Here is an 18,906-nt window from a genome sequence, read left to right on the forward strand (position 1 = left end):
ATCAGACATAAAAAGGAGGAAATGGGATGGAGTCAAGGCAAGAAAGGAAACAACGACGGTTTTCCGTCTGGGATGTCCTGTTTGGCGTCCTCATCGGTCTCATCTTTTTCGGTGTCATCTATGGCGTGATGGCATTTTTGACTTCACAAATCACTTCATCCTCAGACTATCAGGATCTCGTGACGCAGATGCAACAGGCGGACGTCTCCTGGAAAGATGCAGACATCACGGTGTCATTGATGCTTCTGTTCGTCGGTGGGCTATCGATCACGATGCCGAGCGCGGTCCGAGAAGGAATCATCAATCAGGTGCTCGATGCGAGTTCTGCCGGCGACGTCTTATCGTTGTTTGGGATTGACTTAAAGCAAGTCCTTGCACCACTTACGTTTGATGTCTCTTACGGCACGTTACTCTATTCCGTTTTTGGCATCGGTTTGATTGTCCTGTTATTTTTGGTGTTACGGATTAAGGCAAGTCGTCTCGGGTGGACGATTCGATCGGTTAGTTTCTTCTTAACGGTCGGAATCATCTGGTTCGTCCTTGCCGGACGCGGAAACGACGTGCCGTTCCTCTCGTTACAAGACGGCTATGCGATGAGTGGGATCCTACCGCTTCTCGTCGTCAGTTTGCTTGGTTGGATGGCGTTCTTCCCGCAAAAGTTATCTGGTCTGACAGCTGCTGGACGTGCCAGCTTACTGATTTTGATGCTCGCAAGTACGCTTCAACTCGTCTTTACGGTACAGGACGAAGCGGAATATGACGGCGATTCTTCACTACGGACGGCACTCACCGTCGCGAGTCTGAACGCCGGAAGTGGCGGGATGTACGACTGGATCCACGGCGGTCAAGTCGTGTATCAAGCAGACGTCCTTGGAGCGAATGCGGAAATCCCCGTCTCGATTTTGAACGGGGAGACCTCAACGGATCAGCTCAATGACTCGATCCAAAAAGTCGTCGATGGGATCGACACGGACCGGGTGACAGAACAATTGTTGACGTTACTCGGTGGAGAACGTCCGGATTTGTCAGCAACACAATTGAAGCTCGATCCGGTTGATTACGGTGTCGCGCGGCAGACGATCCAAGTAATTGATGCGGAATCGGCAGGAGCGACGCCACCGAATGTCTCGAGTGAGAGTGCGTACTGGGTGCTGTTGCTCGTAACGTTCGCGATCTACTTTGTCTGTAGTATCCGCAGCTTCAAGTCGATTATCGATCCGTTCGTCTTTGCGATCGCGATCGGTGTCATCAGCTTCATCGTCAGTCAAGCTTCATACGTTCAGTTCGCGATGAAATGGCGCAGTGACGTCTTATTCGAGTTCGCTCAACAGACGGCAGGCTGGACGGTACTCTACGCTGCAGGTCTTGCGTTACTTGGCGGAATTCTTGGTTATGTCGTCCGACGGAAACCAGAGAAAACGGTTTAAGGGACGTGGAGTGATGAAGCTCCTCCACTAGGAGATGTGCCCTGAATGGGGACGACGAACGTTGCTGTCATTGCCGCTTTCCACAGGCGGAAGGTAAGCCGCGGTATCCTAAACTATGTTTCATCTGCCGGGCGAAAGCGAAAAACATGCTTTCTTTGCCTGTAGGAGTCGAGAAGGAACAGTTACGTTCTACATCAAGCATAAACGATACGTTTTCAGGTTCATGTCCTGAAATGTATCGTTTTTTTTACGTGGTTCATCTCATTGGCATCATCTCCTTTTTTTACCATGTAAACTTGGTTTGTAAAGGTAAAATCAACAATGTTAAGCCAGTATTTGGAATTAGTTAAGTAGGTTAAATAAGACGGATGTCCGACCTATTTGAAAGGACTATTAGCTATAATCGAACCATGCTAAATTAATGAAGCAGTCAAAACTTCCTGGGGGGAAAATCCATATGAAAAAAGCAACGAAACTCGTCATCGCGTCGACATTGATCGCACCGATGCTCGTACCAGTCGTTCAAGTCAAGACACTTGCTGCCGACAACAGTGTCGTCAAGTTACGCTTCTTAGAAACAACGGATTTACATACGAACTCAATGAACTACGATTACTTCAAGGATGCGCAGGACGAAACGATTGGTCTCGTCAAAGCGGCTACAGTCATCAAAAAGCAACAAGCTGAAGTGGGCGTTACGAATAGCTTCTTGTTCGATAACGGAGATACACTTCAAGGAACGCCGTTTGGTGATTACGTCAAGAATCAGTATGACAAAGGAAACAAAGGCAAACATCCGATGTACGAATTGATGGAATACCTCGGTTATGATGCGGTCACGCTCGGAAACCATGAATTCAACTTCGGTCTTGATTTCCTCAAGTCAGCGATGAGTGCTTCGAGCGGTTCAATCAAGTTCGTCAACTCGAACGTATTGGATGCAGTTACGAAAAAGCCAATCGTCGCGGACTACAACAAAGATGGAAAAGACTATCAAATCATCGAACGTCAAGTCAAGGATCAGAACGGTGACATGAAAACAGTCAAAGTGGGTGTGTTCGGAGTCGTCACGCCACAAATCATGGCATGGGATGCGGGGAACCTGACGGGGAAAGTCACGGCTGAAGATATCATCCCGACTGCTAAAGCAACAGCGAAGAAATTAAAAGATGCTGGCGCAGACGTCGTCGTGGCACTCGCACACACAGGCATCGGGGATACGACGGATCAAAAAGATGGCGATGAGAACGTTGGCTACGCGTTGACAAAAGTCGCAGACATCGATGTCTTGATGACAGGTCATCAGCATGGAAAGTTCCCAGCAGCCGATTCAGCGTTCAACAAACTGCCGAACGTTGATGCAACGAACGGTCTGATCAATGGCAAGCCGGTCGTCATGGCAAACACACAAGGGAAAAACGTCGGTGTCATCGATCTTCAGTTGAAGCAAGTCGACGGGAAATGGGTCGTTGATACGTCTGGCGCTAAACTAGCGGACGTGACGAAAGACACGACAGCAGATGCCGGTGCCGTCAAGTTGATTGAAAAAGCACATGAAGGAACACTCGCGTACATTCGTCAAGAAGTCGGAACGATTAATGATGATATCCAAAGCTTCTTCGCTCTCGCGCAAGACGATGATTCCGTTCAGTTCGTAACGAACGCTCAGAAATGGTATGTCGAGAAACAACTCAAAGAAAATGCCGATCTTGCAAAATATAAAGATCTCCCGTTGTTGTCAGCAGGTGCACCATTCAAGACAGGTGGTCGTAACCAGGTCAACGCATCCGATTACACGTTGATCAAAAAAGGACCAATCGCACTCAAGAACGTCGCCGATCTTTATGTTTATCCGAATACACTCGAAGTCGTCAAAGTAACAGGTGCTGACGTCAAAGACTGGCTCGAGATGTCTGCGGGTCAATTCAACCAAGTCGGCGGTGAGCAGACAGAGTTGTTGAATAAAGAATTCCGTAGCTATAACTTTGATATCCTCGATGGATTGACATATGAAATCGATATCACGAAACCAGCGAAGTTCGACTTTAACGGTGTCGTCGTCAATAAAGACGCAAATCGCGTCCAAAACATCAAGTATCAAGGCAAAGCGATCGCAGACGATCAAGAATTCCTTGTCGCGACGAACAACTACCGCGCAGGCAGTGCGACGTTCCCAGGTCTTGGTGGCGGAAAGAATATCGTCTACAAATCAGCCTACGAAACACGTAACGTCATTTCGGACTTCATCAAAGCGAAACAACCGGTTGATTATAAAGCCGATGACAACTGGTCACTCGTCGCAAGCAAACCGACGACGGTCAGCTTTGATTCAGCGGCTGCAGCTGCACCGTACGTCAAGCGTTATGAAGGCATCACGAACACAGGTGAAACACGTCCAGGTGAGACAGGTACGTTCCTCAAATTCAACATGAACGTGCCGATGAAAGACTTCACGGTCTCAGCAAAAGCAGTCAAACCAGGGGCAAAAGTCGTCACAGGTCAAGCCGTTCCAGGTGCGAAAGTCACAGTCAAACTTGGCGAAAAAGTCCTTGGTACAGCAACAGCAAACGAAGCGGGTCAATACGAAGTCGTGACACGTCCGCTCAAATTGCGTGACAAGTTGACGATCGTCTCGGAACTTAGCTTCATGAAGACAGAAACGAACGTCACAGTCGGCACAGGTGTCGTTGCGACACCAGCGATCGATAAAAAGTCAGCAGTATACGGTTCAACGGTCCTCCGCGGTAAAGCAACGGAAGGTCTTGACGTGACGCTCTATAAAGGATCGACGAAAATCGCGAAAGCGAAAACGACGGCAAGCGGCTTCAAGATTGCGGTCAAAAATGGTCTAACGACAGGTACGTACACGGTCAAGTCGACAGACATCTCGAACAAGATCACGAAAAAGGCGTCGTTCACGATTAAGAACACGTATCCGGTCAAAAAATGGTCAGGCAAAAAGACGTTGACAGGTAAAGTCGAAAAACGACAAATCGTCCGCCTCTACCAAAAAACAGAAGCTGGTTATCAATTGATCGCTCAAGACGTGGCGGATCAGCACGGGAACTATGTCTTGAAGATGCGTAAGGCATTGACGAACGGCTCGTACAAACTCAACATCTATACAGCGAAAGATCATCTCGATCAGTCACGCTACTTCATTACGAAGTAATACCTCACATGGATGTCTGCATATGCAGGCATCCGTTTTTATTTGATTAGATACGTGCGTTGCGAGAGCAGAAACCGTTTAATGCGTTCATAGATGGTTGCTTGCTCGACCGTCAATTGATCCGTCGCGTGCGACATGTAGAGTTGTGAGGTAACGGTAAACACATCGTCTGTGATGAAGGGAAGTCCCATCTCGCGACAGACGGAGACGGGAACGAAGCTGAAATACCGTTGTTGGCGTAAGGCGAGTTGCAGTGAGACGTCATCAATATAGTGCGAGGTATCGGCATAGATGTTTAGTTCCGCCATCTTCAATTGGATGAAGCGGTTGTAGTCCTTATTGTGGGAGGGAAACAAAAAGGCAGTCTCCGTTGCATCCGCATAGAGCGCCGTAATCGCTTCTTTCTCTGAATAAGAAGCAGGATAGGTGATGACGATATCTTCCTCCACGATCGGTTCGCTCGTAATGAGCGGGTGCTTGAGTTCCATAAAGCTAATCGAGAAATGGAATTCTTGATGAAGCAGACCGCTTAAAATGTCGCGGTTCGAGAGGATGTCCGAATTGAACAAGGGCGCCGTCTGCGGTAGGAGAAATTCTCGTAGAATCAATTGGATGAAGCGACCATGCGAACTGGCAAGACTAAGTGGCGTTTCGGTAGTGGCATCATTTCGCGACATGCGTTCCTGGACCCGTGTTAGCTCGTGTTCGATTTTTTCGACCGACTGCAGTAGAAGTCGTCCATTGTCGGTCAAGCTGATCGTTCTGCCTTTTCGATGAAATAACGTCGTGTTCAAGTCACGCTCCAGTTTTTTGATCGTCGTACTAAGGGCGGGTTGGCTGATGAATAATCGTTCGGCAGCACGCGTCACGTTCAATTCCTCCGCGACGTGACGAAAATAATTCAAATGTAAGAGTTCCATGATATCCTCCTGACATAACCTATAGGTTATTAAAATATATAAATATATATATTTCTGTTTATGATGAAACCAGTATATCGTAAATACCAGAGGTGATAGAAATGAAAATCGGAATTTACGGAGCAGGATCACTAGGAACCATCATGGGAGCTTATTTAAGTCAACAGTATGAGGATGTCGATTTGATTGATACGAATCGCGCACATATCGAAGCGCTGAACACAACAGGCGCGCATGTCATTGGACCAGATTTGACGCAAGCCGTCCATGCGATGCATCCGGATGACATCACGGAGATGTACGATATCGTATTGTTGCTGACGAAGCAGGTCTACAATGAACCGGTCCTGGCGAAAGTCCGGACGATCTTGAAGGAAGACGGTATTCTCGTCTCCTTACAAAACGGTGTACCAGAAGAATTCATTCAACAACAGATTCCACGCGAACGTATCATTGCGGGATCCGTCGAGTTCGGAGCGACATACGTCGGACCAGGTGAGTCACGTCTGACATCGGATTACGAGCACTTCAAGACGTATGCGATGCAAATCGGTGAACTGGACGGCAAGAAGACGGACCGAATCATTCACTTGAAGGAAATCCTTGATCACATCGGTGGGACGGAAATCTCTGATAATCTACCGGGAACGAAATGGTCAAAACTTGTCATCAATAGTACGTTCAGTGGGTTATCCGCTGCGTGTAACGGTACGTATGGCGACGTTCTCGATCATACGGTCTTGTTACGGGCAGCGATCCATACGATGCAGGAAGTCGTTGAAGTCGGTCACGCCCACGGCATCACATTCGCGCCGATGAGTACGTTTGAGCCGGCAGCCTACGCAACACTTGACGATATCGATGAAAAACTGATCACCGTGCCACAATTGATGTACGGATCACGTGACTTAGAAGCGAGCATGTTGCAGGACTTACAAAAAGGTCAACCGACCGAAATTCGTTTCATCAATGGGATCGTAACAATGTACGGCAACACGTACGATATCAAAACACCGTTCAACTCACTCATTCAAGAAATCGTCGAGGAAGCGCAAATAGCGAAGACAGTTCCTGATTTTGAAACAAGTGTCACACGCTTTGCCGCATTGTTAAACGCATAAAGGAGGAATTCAAATGAAACAGAGCGATGTAAAGAACGTCGTCGCGACGCCGATCAATGCACCGGTCTTTCCGGCGGTCGATATCTTTTTTCGGAATCGGGAATACTTAAACATCATCTATGAGACAGACATCGAAGCGTTACAAGCAGTCGTTCCGGAACCGCTCGAGGTGCTGAGTAATCAGATCAAGTTTGAGATCATCAATATGCCGGATAGCACGGGTCTTGGGAGTTATCTTGAGTGCGGGCAAGTCATTCCGGTTCGGTATCAAGGGGAGGTCGGTGAGTTTTACCTCTCGATGTATGTCAACAATCAGCCGGCGATCGCCTCTGGTCGTGAAGTAGCTGCGTTTCCGAAGAAGTATGGTTCACCCCGGCTTTATCTCGACAATGATGTACTCGTTGGAACGCTTGACTACCATTCACTTCGTGTCGCCCAAGCGACGATGGGATACAAATATGTTCCGATGGCGGTCGAAGAAGCACAATCAATCGTCGGTGCACCGCAATTCATGCTCAAACAACATCGTGGCTATCAAGGTGAGTTGATCATCTCTGAGCTGACACGGAGTCAAATCACGGATCTTGAGATTAAAGAAGCGTACCGTGGACCGGCGCGGCTCCAGTTGTTCGAACATGTCATGGCACCACTCGCTGACTTCCCTGTTCGAAAGATCGTCGATGCCCAGCATATCATCGCTGATCTCCGACTTGGTGGACCTGCGAAGCTGTATGATTATCTGAAGGATTAACTCTCATTAAACAGTATGTGTAACGAAACGACCTCCAAAGCGGATGGTCGTTTTGTTTTACCCCAAAAACTGGCATACTGAATTGAGAGGGGGAAACGACCATGCGACAAGTCATTGTGTTACCGTATCAATCAGAATGGGCGAGTGCATATACACGAGAAGCGGACCGGTTACGAGACGTGTTCGGAGCACGTCTTAAGCAGATCCATCATATGGGGAGCACATCAGTTCCGGGACTCGCAGCAAAACCGATCATCGATATCTTACCCGTCGTCGATGCGCTTGAGGGGATCGAGCAGTTCGATGCACAGATGGAAGCAATCGGTTACGAGGCGAAGGGTGAATTCGGGATGCCGGGGCGTCGGTACTACCGAAAAGGTGGAGACGAACGGACGCATCATATTCATCTCTATGCGACGGGAAATCGAGAAATCAAGCGTCATCTCGTCTTCCGGGATTACTTACGTACCCATCCAGAAGAAGCCGCTGCTTACGGGGCATTAAAGGAACAATTAGCGGCAACATATCCGTTTGATATCGAAGCCTATATCGCCGGCAAAGATGCGTTCGTCAAGGAACTCGAACAACGTGCGATCGCTTGGGGGAATGCACATGACTGACTGGAAACATGCCCTCATCCGCCATGTCGGCGTTGGTGTGAAGACGTCGAAAGCGTTGTTTGAGAAGATTGAAGCGCAGGACTGGGACGCGCGACCAATCCCTGGGAAACGGACCATCGGTGAAGTCGCCGTCCATCTCGCTGTGTTGCTTGAAGCCGATTTGATGATCGCAGAAGGGGCGACGGCTGAAGCGATGCATGCGTTTTATGCGGAACCGGTCCCACGCGATCAGTTAAATGATCGAATCAATCGTGCGTTTTCTATCTATCAGAAGAAAGTCACGACTGGATTTACGACGCGTCCGACGTACTGGGGCGTTACCGACTCGATGAACGGCTGGGCAATCGAAGCAGCCGTGCATCTCTATCATCATCGATCCCAGTTATTTGATTACTTGAACATCCTTGGATACGAGCTAGAGATCTCGTTATTTGAATGAATGGAAGTAGGGGTAGTACATGGAATATATTGTTGAAACATCAGCCGGTCGTTTTGATACCCGGCTGACAGGAAGTGGGGACGTCACATTCGTCCTTGATCACGGGATGATGTCGAATCGACACCAATGGGGCTGGCTACGAACTGAATTATTGAAGCGAGGGCGGGTCTTTGAATATTCACGTCTCGGGTATGGTCGGTCGAGTCGTGGTAAAAATAAACGACTCTTTACGCATCAAGCAGATGAGCTCGCGGACGTCTTACGGATGCTTCGTGTCGAAGGACCGTATGTCTTCATCGGTCACTCGCTCGGAGCCTATATCTCGCTCGCAAGTGGACGATTGTTTGCAGACGAGACACGCGGCATCGTCTTGCTCGATCCGTCGCATCCGGATGTCGATGCGGCATTACCGAACTGGTACGAACGAACACAAGAGGAGTGGAATCGATTCCTCTATTTCCTTAGTCACGTCCGACCGATCGCCTGGATGATTCCTGATCGTCTCGGCAAAAAGATGTTCAGTGTCTTACCGGAAGCTGATCAATTACCGATGTGGCGGCATTTTGCGGCACCTGGACATTGGCGGGGGACGCTCGACGAATGGCAAACGGTCGAGGAGAACAATCAGCTGATTCTTTCGTTGCTTGAAGACGTGACACAGCCGGTCCTCGTCCTATCTGCTTCGAACTGGGCAGGCGGTATGCCGGAAAGTTGGTTGAATCCGGCATTGACAGAACAAATCAATACGGCTCACGCTGCGTTCGCCGATAGTTTACCGAATGGGATGTATCATGTGATTGCGGATACGAACCATTACACGATTGCTGGTTTTTCGCATGAGGCAGCGGAACGGATCACGAATTTGATTGGTACAACATGGGATTTACCGATTCAAAGTCAGTAGTAAGGTTACGCTTTTTCGTTTCACTCGAATCGTTTTCCTGGGACAAGCATCGCGCCGCTTCACTTCGTTGCAGGGTCGCTCCTGCTTGTATTTCCCTAAGAAGAGATTCCGAGCGAAAAAAAGTTTCTTTTCTTGTGCTTCGGAATATCTGACGGAGCTGACTCTAAAGCCAGTATCTACAAAGAATGACGCGTCACACGCCACTCCTACAGGAAAAAGCGCATTATGCGCTCTCAGAGACAAACAAGACCCGCTTTCCTGCTTGAAGGAAGCAGGAAAACTGGCTTGTGTCTCGCCTGAGTAAAGGGCGTGAGAAGATGCGTCATTTTTTTGGAGTCAGCCCGGTCTACTCCTTGAGTCGATGCTTATCGGCTTTTTTTAGGGAACAAAATAAATCGAAATCATTCCGATTGACGTCAGTTAAAAAGTCAGTTACTCTATAAAACGTAACGATTACGTTTTGGGAGATGAATGATGATGCAACCGATATCGATCACCGTTTTATCCGGTTACTTAGGATCCGGTAAAACGACACTATTGAACCATTTACTACATAATCGCGAAGGGCGCCGCCTTGCGATCATCGTCAACGACATGAGTGAGGTCAACATTGACGCGGCATTGATTGAGCAAGGCGGATTCTCGCGGACGGAAGAGTCGTTCGTCACACTTTCGAACGGGTGCATTTGCTGCACGTTACGTGACGATTTATTACTTGAAGTCAAACGACTCGTCGACCAAGGAGATATTGACGGTATCGTCATCGAATCGAGTGGTATCTCGGAACCAATTCCGGTCGCCCAGACTTTCACGTACGAAGATCTGGACAGTGCAATCGACTTATCACAAGTCACGAAAATCAATGCGATGGTCACGGTCATCGATGGGTATCGCTTCCTGAAGGACTTTGAATCCGGTGAATCGTTGATTGAGCGGAAACAGGCAGTCGATGAGACAGACGTGCGCGAAGTCGTCGACCTACTCGTCGATCAAGTCGAGTTCGCGGACATTATCGTCTTGAACAAAGTCGATCGTCTGACACCGGAAGAACGCCATACCGTCATCGGTTATCTAAAGGCATTAAATCCAGTTGCCCGTTTGATCGAGACGACGTATGGTCAAGTCGATCCGGCAGACATCTTAGATGTTGATCTATTTGATTTTGAACAAGCGGCATCTAGTGCTGGTTGGATCCGTGAGTTGAATGCGGAAGAACATATTCCGGAAACGGAAGAGTATGGGATCAGCTCGTTCGTCTACAAGCGCGACGTGCCGTTCCACCCGGAGCGTTTGCTTGCCTTGATCGAAGACTGGCCGCAAGAAGTCGTCCGGGCAAAAGGCTTCTTGTTCCTTGCGACACGTCCTGAGATGGCATTGCTGTTCCATCAGGCAGGATATGCGTCGAACATGGAATACGCTGGTCGTTTTGCATCAGATGAGGATCGACGGACCGAGCTCGTCTTGATCGGCATCGGACTGGAGCAAGAGAAGCTCGAAGCACTATTTGATGCGTGTCTCGTCCAGGAACACGAAACGGATTGGGCATCACTGAATGATCCAATCCCTGGTCGCGAGATGTACGAAGAAACATTTTTATAAGAGGTCAATCTTTCGAGAAACCGTATCTGCGGTTTCTCTTTTTTGTTATATTTTCATAGTGAATGGGGAAAGAATACTAGTGAAGGTATGTTAATTGAAGGAGGAAAATCTGTGCGCAACCGGATTTTACAATTCGCACTCGTATTTTTAGTCGCCGGTGGCATCATTTGGGGACTATATCAACTCGGCTATTTATTTTATGTCTTAACGATTTCAGCGACGGTCGTGCCGCTCGCCGTCATCATGATCATTTTCATCGAAAACCGGACAGCAGAATCAACGATCGCTTGGTTCCTCGTTCTGATTTTCTTACCAATTCTCGGAGTCATCATCTGGTTGATGTTCGGTCGGAATCCACGGCGTCGCCGTCGGAATCGTCGTTCGCATGACGAACGGAAATTGCTCAAACAAGCGATTCGTCCAGTTCGGTCGCTTGCTGTCAGTGAGTTGCCACCGAATCATTTGAAGCTTGCGAACACGATTCGTAACTTTGGTGGTGGCGGGGTGGACGTTCATACAGCAAGTGACATTCTGACGAACGGGGAAGAGACGTTCCCGGCGATTTTGGAGGCGATTCGTCAAGCGCAGCATCACGTCCACATCCAGTACTACATCTATCGCAACGATGAGACAGGTAAGGCGATCCGGGAAGCATTGATTGAGCGACTCGAAGCCGGTGTGACGGTCCGGTTCATGTATGACGGACTCGGAAGTTATATGCTCGGTGAGAACTTCTTGCGCCCGCTACGCGACGCTGGGGCGCATATCGCAGCCTATGACCCAATCTCAAGTCCCTTGTTCATCTTCACGGCGAACTTCCGCAATCACCGGAAAATCGTCGTCGTTGATGGAAAAGTCGGATTCACCGGTGGATTGAACGTCGGGGATGAGTACGACGGTAAGAGTAAGAAGTTTGGTTTTTGGCGTGATACGCATTTGCGGCTCGAAGGACGGGCCGTCAAGGAATTACAAGCGACGTTTCTTGACGACTGGATCTATGCCCAAATCGAATCGGATGATACATGGGAGACGTTTGCGGGGGATGAGTCAATCCACCAGTACTTCCCGAAACATGATGTGGCGTCAGACGGGGCGATTCAAATCGTCACGAGCGGACCGACCTCGAAGGATCCCGCGATTCGTAATGCCTTGATTGCCGCGATCATCGCAGCGCAACGTTCGATCTGGATTGCGACACCGTACTTGATTCCGGATAATGAGACGATGACGTTACTCCGACTCGCAGCACGTGCCGGACTCGACGTCCGTATCTTGACGCCGGGTAAAGGCGACAGCTTTACGTCTTATTACGGGACCCGGTCCTACTTCGGACCACTTCTGAAGGACGGCGTCAAGATTTACACGTACAACCGTCACTTCATCCATGCGAAACTGTTTCTCGTCGACGGGAAGATCGGTGCCGTCGGAACAGCAAACATGGATATTCGCAGTTTTGTCCTCAACTATGAACTGATGGCGTTCTTGTACGACACAGAAAGTACGGAACAGCTCGAGCGTGACTTTATCGCTGATTTCGATGTCTCGATTCAGTTATCATCGAACGATTACGTCAAACGTCCGCTTCGTTTCCGCATTTTTGAGTCGCTCTCGCGCTTGATTTCACCACTATTATGACACAACGCCCCGCATCGATTTTCAGGTGCGGGACGTTTTTTTGGTTCATTCTTCCTTGAAGTGGGAACATGAACTCTTATACACTAGATGTGTAATCGGTTGCACACTACTTAGCCTGGAAGGAAGTGAAAGGGGCGTAAGTCCCGAACCCGTATGCGAACAATTGATGAATCCCATTTCTACACGCGCGACATGAAACCACAAGCACGACCAGACGCCATCATCCAAGGAGATGTCTACCGTTTCACGGTCTTGACGAGTCGGATGATCCGACTTGAGTACGCGGCGGATGGACAGTTCGAGGATCGACCGACCCAAACGGTCTTCAATCGTGATTTTCCGGTACCTGCTTACCGCATCGTCGAAAACGAGGAAGAATTGCAAATCATCACCGAGCACGTACATCTGCATTATACGAAGGGACCGTTCGCTGCGAACACACTTTATATCGATGTCTTAGGGAACTTCAGTACCTACTACAGCCGCTATACGTTCGGCGGACCGCTCCGGACGTTAAAAGGAACGGCACGGACGCTTGACCATGCGGACGGCGTCATCCCACTCGAAGAAGGGATTCTTTCACGACAAGGTTACGCGGCGATCGACGACTCGAACGCTTTCGTCCTGACGGAAGACCACTTCGTCGAACCGCGACGCTCCGGGACGCATGACATCTATTATTTCGGATACGGTCACGACTACAAACAGGCACTGCGTGACTTCTACCACCTAACAGGACCGACACCGATGTTACCACGTCAGGTACTTGGCAACTGGTGGAGTCGCTACTGGCGTTATAGCGAGAAGGAATACAAGGATTTGATGACGCGCTTCAAGACGGAAGACATTCCGTTCTCGGTCAGTGTCATCGATATGGACTGGCACGTCACCGATATCCCGGAACGCTACGGAAGTGGCTGGACGGGCTACACGTGGAACCGTGATCTATTCCCGGATCCACGCGGATTCTTACAATGGTTGAAGGACGACGACCGGATGGTGACGCTCAACTTGCACCCGGCGGACGGTGTGCGTGGGTTTGAAGAAGCCTACGAGGCGATGGCGGTCGCGATGGGCGTCGATCCCGAATCGGATGTCCGGATCCCGTTTGATTTCTCGGACCGGACGTTCATCGAGAACTACTTCACGAAGCTGCATCATCCGCACGAGGCAGATGGCGTCGACTTCTGGTGGATCGACTGGCAGCAGGGCGCGAACTCGAAGATGAAAGGGCTTGATCCGCTCTGGATGCTCAATCATTATCACGCGCTCGATATCGCCCGCGATGGCAATCGACCGTTGATCTTCTCACGTTACGCGGGACCCGGAAGTCACCGCTATCCGGTTGGTTTCTCAGGCGATACGATCATCTCGTGGGCATCACTTCAATTCCAGCCGTATTTTACAGCGACAGCGTCGAACATCGGTTATGGATGGTGGAGCCATGATATCGGGGGACACCAACGGGGAGAGAAAGATGACGAGTTATCGACACGTTGGCTCCAATACGGTGTCTTCAGTCCAATCATGCGCCTGCACAGTACGATGAGCATCTTCAACGGGAAAGAACCGTGGCGTTATTCGACCGATGCGGCGAACGTCATGAAGAAATATTTACGACTTCGGCACCAGCTCGTGCCGTACATCTACACGATGAATGCCCGTAATCACTTTGACGGCTTGCCACTCGTCTCACCGATGTATTATGAGCATCCGGAAGACGATCAAGCATATAACGTTCCGAATCAGTTCTACTTCGGAACGGAATTGATCGTCGCGCCGATGGTCACACCAATGCACCGGAAACTGCACATGACGGCGACGACAGCGTGGTTGCCGGAAGGGGAATGGTTCGATTTCTTTAATGGGCACCGATACCGCGGCGGCAAGCAGATCCGTCTGTTCCGTTATCTCGAAGACCAAGGCGTACTCGCAAAAGCCGGTGCGATTGTTCCACTCGGTCGTCATCTCGAACAGTCGAATGCCCTGCATAATCCGGACGATCTCGAAGTCGTCGTCTTCCCGGGAGCATCGAACCGGTTTACGTTGTTCGAAGACGATAGCACAGGTGTCGCGCACCGCGACGGTGTCAATGTCGAGACGACGTTTGCGCTCGACTGGGGAGCACGTGAGTTGACGATCGCGGCACCAACCGGACACCGTAACTTGTTACCCGAAAACCGCTCGATTACGTTGATCTTACGTGGAGTCCGTGAAGGATACGTTCAGCGCGACGGAGAGAGTGTCACCGGCGTCTATGATCATGCGACGCAGTCCCTTCGCGTTGAACTGGGTGAAGTGACCGATACGATCACGTTGTCGCTCCAAGTTGAGATCTCGACGAACGAGAATAAGATGGACCGGTTGTATGCATTTCTCGACCAAGCGGAAATCAGCTATGATTTGAAGGATCGTTTGTACCGTCTGCTGTCACAAAAGCTCGACCCGGTCAACATGATGCACCAGTTGCAAGCACTCGAACTCGAGAAGGATCTCGTCGACTGTCTGCTTGAGTTGATGTTGTCTTAAACGATTGGATAGGCATGCGAAAAAGCCAGTATTCGTCATCCGTATGGACGAGGAATACTGGCTTTTTGATTGAGGTCAGAACTCTTCGTCTACCTCTTCATCCATCCAAGATAGTAAGTCTTCTGCATCAAGATCGTCACCTTTACTGAGGATCAAGGCTGTGACGTCATCTCGTTTCTGTTCTAATAACTCCGGGTTGTTCGTCAAGACTTCCATGAGGTAATACGCATACGAGCCAAGGAAATCAGGCTGATCGTTTCGTTCGATCAGTGTCATGAACGCTTCGATCAGTTCTTCCTGTTCTTCATCGAGAATCATCCAGTGGGAGTAGGCGAGGAGTTTTTCGTTCTCGTCATCTCCACGGAGAATGTCCTTGATTTCAGGTAACGTCAGAAATACGACATCCGGCATGACGACTTCCGGAACATCGGTACTCAACTTCGTTAACCACTCGTCATATGTCGCCGCGACGAAATGGGTCGTCTCATCCGAAATATCGAGGCACGAGACAGTCGGCTCAGCAGCTTCCGTGAAGTGGAAGTACCAAAAATAGCTCCCTTCGCCTTCCGCGAACATCATGACGTTTCCTTCGACATCCCATTCCCTGAGGACCGACAATTCGTCCAGATACCGTTCGAATGTCAATGACGTCATGGAGCGGAGTGGGAGGTGCAATCCGCTTTCTTCGTCCGACCATGTATTCTTGAACTCGACCATCACGGCCATAGCTTCTGGGGCACCACCGTTTTGTTCCCGGATTTGTTCGAGGTAACGGACGGGGAGTGAACCGTTGACGGCTTGCTCGATTCGTTGAATGTCTGTTTCTTTGACTGAAATCATCGTTTCTTCTTGTGACTCTTTATCCCAAAATGGCATCGTATGACCTTCCTTGCTATGTAGTATGTAGACCTTGATTATACGCGAAGCTGATGGGAAATGTTTCAAAAAAAGACCCTATCCGTTATGGAAGGGTCCATTGTGTCATTTACGACGCAATTTTTTCGCTTTTTGTTTCATGTCGTTGTACGTGATCATCGGGCTATCGTCCATCGTCAAGCGCAGATGGTTCGGTTCACCTTTGTTCGTGATGCCGGAGCAGTACAAGATGTCGGCATATTCATTGAATAGATCCTCGTAAGCCGGCAGGTGGTGCATCAGTCGACCAGGCGATCCCCAGCCACAGAGGACGACGCCATTTTTTGCTTTGACTTCAGCAAGTGTCTTCGCGACGAACTCATAGTTCGTCTCATCGAAGCTCGCTTGCGCGAACGGCAGATCCTCGCTGACGAGCAGGTCCGGCATCAAACTGATGATGTCATATTGTTTGACGGGGTCACTGACATACTTCTTCATCAAATTGTACGCACGTTGTGTCGTCGTTCCAGAGAGAAAGGCGTCCGTCGTCCGTGGTGTGTAGATTAAAGCGGCGACGTGCGTCCCTTCTACGATGTCGTCAAAGATGTAGCTACGTAAATAGCGTTTCGTCTTGTCTCGATCAAACGTCGTTTGGACGCGGATCGACGATTCCTCAATCAAGAGTTCGGAAGAATCGGCTGGTGTCATGGGTGGTGCCTCCTTTTAATTGGTCAAACGTGAGCTGATGCGAAGGAAGAATGCGAGTGTCTTCTTCTTGAGGTCGAGGTCGTTCGCATCGATCGCCTCGACGTGTTGCTGGTAACGATCATATTGGGCGAGCACGTCAGAAACATATTGTTCACTGCGATTGTATTCAAACAGTGCTGTCGCGAGCGTGTCTCGGTCTGATGTCTTCGTAACATCGTGTTGGTTCAGGTATTTCGCTGCCGTGTGGGCGCTGTCGACGAGACTCGTCGGATCGGCTTTCCCGTCGCCGTCCGCGTCCACTCCGAGACCACCATATTTCTCGATGGCTTCCGGATCCGTCACGTCGATGCCGTCATGCTCGATGTCACCGAGCGACGTGCCACCTTCGTATCCCCAACCGACCCATGTTTTCGGCATGAATTGGAACGGACCGATGGCGCCAACGGACGATTGCATCGCTGACGAGTTTGAGAAGATCGTCTCGACGCGATGGATGGAGGCGAGTAGCTTCCAGTCGATGCCGTAACGTGCCGCGGCTTGTTCGTAGATGTCGATGTTCTCGGCAGGTACGCCATGCTGTCCATAATACGTACGATACATTTCATTTTGAACACGTTCCCGATTTTGCCAGTAGATGAAGCTACTGACGATGAGGGCGAACAGTACGAACAAGATGCTGATTCGAAAAACTTTTCGCATATTGTTCTCTCCTCTGTATAGGATTCCACTGAATGGTATCATATTTTAGTAGGGTCTAATAGCACTTTCTGTGACGGGAGTGTGGAATCAAAAAAGGAGTCGAAGTCATGTATCTCTTCGTAAATGGGTTTTTACTCGGATTGCTTGTCGTCCTCTCAATCATCGCAGCGGTCCGTCCGGTCGATTTGACGATCGTTCCACGCAAGGAATTTTACCCCTCGATGGTCCAGTCGAGCGGCATCTTATGTCTCTTACTCGTCGGTGGCACGCTGGTCAGCGGTACGCTGTTACCGGAAATCGGCTTGACGTTTTTTGTCCCAAGTGGTCCAGTCTGGTACGCGACGATTGGACTAATCGTCTTTCTCTGTATCGTCTTGCTTTTGACAGCGACCATTCCAGCGTTTCGCAAACGTTTATTGCCGCTCTATCAAAGTGAGGCGGAGCGACTGATTCTGCCGCGAACGAAAGAGGAGCGGACCGGATTCCAAATGGTCGCGCTAATGGCTGGGGTGACGGAAGAGTTGATCTATCGCGGGTTTCTCTTCCATACGCTTGGATTATTTTTACCGTTCTCTGAAGTCAGCTTCGTCTGGATCGGTGCCATCCTGTTCGGGATTGCCCATCGCTATCAAGGGTGGTTCGCGATTCTCGTGACAGGACTGATCGGAGCGGGATTCGGCTACTTGTATCTAGCGCTCGAGACGCTCTGGCCGCTGATCATCATCCATGTCTTGATCGATCTCGTTGCCGTCTACGTTTACAAGGACGATGTTAATTCCTGACATCGTCAAAAAGCGTTGAATTTGGTAGACTGAATGTCAAGCGAAGTTATCGTTTAAATTGGTCAAGTTGACGGTTGCAGAACAGGTCAAATGACAGGTAGAATGAGAAGGTAAACGCTTACACATCAAAAGGAGATGGATGAAACCATGCGAACGATCACTTCCACTGGCGAGCGAAAGAAGACGAGTTGGACATTGAATATCGGCAATCAGCCACATTTGATGATGGATGGTGTGACAGAACAAACGCTTGATGCCGAACAACGTGTCATCTACGACGAATTTTTGATTCCGACGACGGACACTTTGATTCATCGGTTTAAAGCCCGCTTCCCGAACCATCTCTGCGAGAACGGGTATGATGTGTATGGTGCTGCCGCTTTTGACGAACAGGTCGTCGAACTGATCTCGAACTGGTTCATCGAGCTGGTCACCGTCTTAACAGCGATGCAGCGGACGAAAGGCATTCAGCATGTCCAGATTGAAGGCGGTGTCGCAAAACGGACCGACTTCTTACCGACCGTTCGTCGGACATGCCGGGCACTGGAGTCGACGATTGATATTTATTGAAACACCAGTCACGTGTTCAGAGAGAGCGTCCATTAGGGCGTCCTCTCTTTTTTTAGATCAACGAACAGAAAGAGTCGGACATTTTTGTCCGGCTCTTTTTCATTTTCTGGATAACATCAGGAAAAAACAGGTTGACGCTAGACTGTATGGCATGTACCATACAGTTAACAGATGT

16 protein-coding genes are annotated in these 18,906 nt (G+C 49.5%); 12 read left to right on the forward strand and 4 right to left on the reverse strand.

Going from position 1 to position 18,906, the window contains the following annotated elements; all coding sequences use genetic code 11:
• Positions 1-26 precede the first annotated feature (26 nt).
• Both KNQ09_RS02875 and KNQ09_RS02880 read left to right on the forward strand, forming a co-directional pair.
• Entirely contained in the window at positions 27-1,427 is a 1,401-nt protein-coding gene (locus KNQ09_RS02875; protein WP_214857293.1) for a hypothetical protein, read from the forward strand.
• Positions 1,428-1,884: 457 nt separating this feature from the next.
• On the forward strand, positions 1,885-4,599 hold the full coding sequence (locus KNQ09_RS02880) for a bifunctional 2',3'-cyclic-nucleotide 2'-phosphodiesterase/3'-nucleotidase (protein WP_214857294.1): 2,715 nt from the start codon (positions 1,885-1,887) through the stop codon (positions 4,597-4,599).
• A gap of 38 nt (positions 4,600-4,637) precedes the next feature.
• Here KNQ09_RS02880 and KNQ09_RS02885 read toward each other — a convergent pair whose 3' ends face one another.
• Positions 4,638-5,519 carry a LysR family transcriptional regulator gene (locus KNQ09_RS02885; RefSeq protein ID WP_214857297.1) on the reverse strand — a complete coding sequence of 294 codons (882 nt, stop codon included), beginning with the start codon at positions 5,517-5,519 and terminating at the stop codon, positions 4,638-4,640.
• A 101-nt stretch (positions 5,520-5,620) separates the two neighbouring features.
• On the opposite strand from KNQ09_RS02885, the gene KNQ09_RS02890 reads away from it, so the two are divergent.
• The 8 genes from KNQ09_RS02890 (at position 5,621) to KNQ09_RS02925 (ending at position 15,117) form a co-directional block, all read left to right on the forward strand.
• Positions 5,621-6,640, forward strand: a complete 1,020-nt coding sequence (locus KNQ09_RS02890) for a ketopantoate reductase family protein (RefSeq protein ID WP_214857298.1) — start codon at positions 5,621-5,623, stop codon at positions 6,638-6,640.
• A 13-nt stretch (positions 6,641-6,653) separates the two neighbouring features.
• Positions 6,654-7,391, forward strand: a complete 738-nt coding sequence (locus KNQ09_RS02895) for an acetoacetate decarboxylase (protein WP_214857299.1) — start codon at positions 6,654-6,656, stop codon at positions 7,389-7,391.
• A 101-nt stretch (positions 7,392-7,492) separates the two neighbouring features.
• Positions 7,493-8,011, forward strand: coding sequence for a GrpB family protein (locus tag KNQ09_RS02900; protein WP_214857300.1), 519 nt, complete (start codon positions 7,493-7,495; stop codon positions 8,009-8,011).
• Positions 8,004-8,450 (forward strand): DinB family protein, encoded by a 447-nt coding sequence (locus KNQ09_RS02905; protein WP_214857301.1) that lies wholly within the window; start codon positions 8,004-8,006, stop codon positions 8,448-8,450. Before KNQ09_RS02900 ends, KNQ09_RS02905 begins: the two co-directional genes overlap by 8 nt.
• Positions 8,451-8,469: 19 nt before the next feature.
• The gene (locus tag KNQ09_RS02910; protein WP_214857302.1) at positions 8,470-9,354 is read left to right on the forward strand and encodes an alpha/beta fold hydrolase; all 885 of its coding nucleotides are present in this window, start codon (positions 8,470-8,472) and stop codon (positions 9,352-9,354) included.
• Positions 9,355-9,831: 477 nt separating this feature from the next.
• Complete coding sequence (locus tag KNQ09_RS02915) at positions 9,832-10,953, forward strand: GTP-binding protein (RefSeq protein WP_214858544.1); 1,122 nt, start codon at positions 9,832-9,834, stop codon at positions 10,951-10,953.
• A gap of 111 nt (positions 10,954-11,064) precedes the next feature.
• Complete coding sequence (locus tag KNQ09_RS02920; protein ID WP_214857303.1) at positions 11,065-12,588, forward strand: cardiolipin synthase; 1,524 nt, start codon at positions 11,065-11,067, stop codon at positions 12,586-12,588.
• Between the two features lie 153 nt (positions 12,589-12,741).
• Positions 12,742-15,117: a glycoside hydrolase family 31 protein gene (locus tag KNQ09_RS02925; RefSeq protein WP_214857305.1), complete on the forward strand. Its 2,376-nt coding sequence runs from the start codon at positions 12,742-12,744 to the stop codon at positions 15,115-15,117.
• A gap of 75 nt (positions 15,118-15,192) precedes the next feature.
• Here the strand turns inward: KNQ09_RS02925 and KNQ09_RS02930 are convergent, their stop codons facing one another.
• The 3 genes from KNQ09_RS02930 to KNQ09_RS02940 all read right to left on the reverse strand — a co-directional run bounded on the left by KNQ09_RS02930 (position 15,193) and on the right by KNQ09_RS02940 (position 17,379).
• On the reverse strand, positions 15,193-15,993 hold the full coding sequence (locus KNQ09_RS02930) for an SMI1/KNR4 family protein (RefSeq protein ID WP_064300110.1): 801 nt from the start codon (positions 15,991-15,993) through the stop codon (positions 15,193-15,195).
• A gap of 105 nt (positions 15,994-16,098) precedes the next feature.
• Positions 16,099-16,680, reverse strand: coding sequence for a DUF1643 domain-containing protein (locus KNQ09_RS02935; protein ID WP_064300109.1), 582 nt, complete (start codon positions 16,678-16,680; stop codon positions 16,099-16,101).
• Positions 16,681-16,695: 15 nt separating this feature from the next.
• A complete protein-coding gene (locus tag KNQ09_RS02940) occupies positions 16,696-17,379 on the reverse strand; it encodes a lytic transglycosylase domain-containing protein (protein WP_023467911.1) in 684 nt (227 codons plus the stop codon).
• 107 nt (positions 17,380-17,486) lie between these two features.
• Between KNQ09_RS02940 and KNQ09_RS02945 the strand changes: the two genes are divergently transcribed.
• Positions 17,487-18,161: a CPBP family intramembrane glutamic endopeptidase gene (locus tag KNQ09_RS02945; protein ID WP_064300108.1), complete on the forward strand. Its 675-nt coding sequence runs from the start codon at positions 17,487-17,489 to the stop codon at positions 18,159-18,161.
• A gap of 147 nt (positions 18,162-18,308) precedes the next feature.
• Positions 18,309-18,731, forward strand: coding sequence for a hypothetical protein (locus tag KNQ09_RS02950; RefSeq protein ID WP_055967405.1), 423 nt, complete (start codon positions 18,309-18,311; stop codon positions 18,729-18,731).
• Positions 18,732-18,906 lie beyond the last annotated feature (175 nt).

The sequence above is a fragment of the Exiguobacterium sp. s191 genome, from assembly GCF_018618955.1.
Taxonomy (GTDB): Bacteria; Bacillota; Bacilli; order Exiguobacteriales; family Exiguobacteriaceae; genus Exiguobacterium_A; species Exiguobacterium_A abrahamii.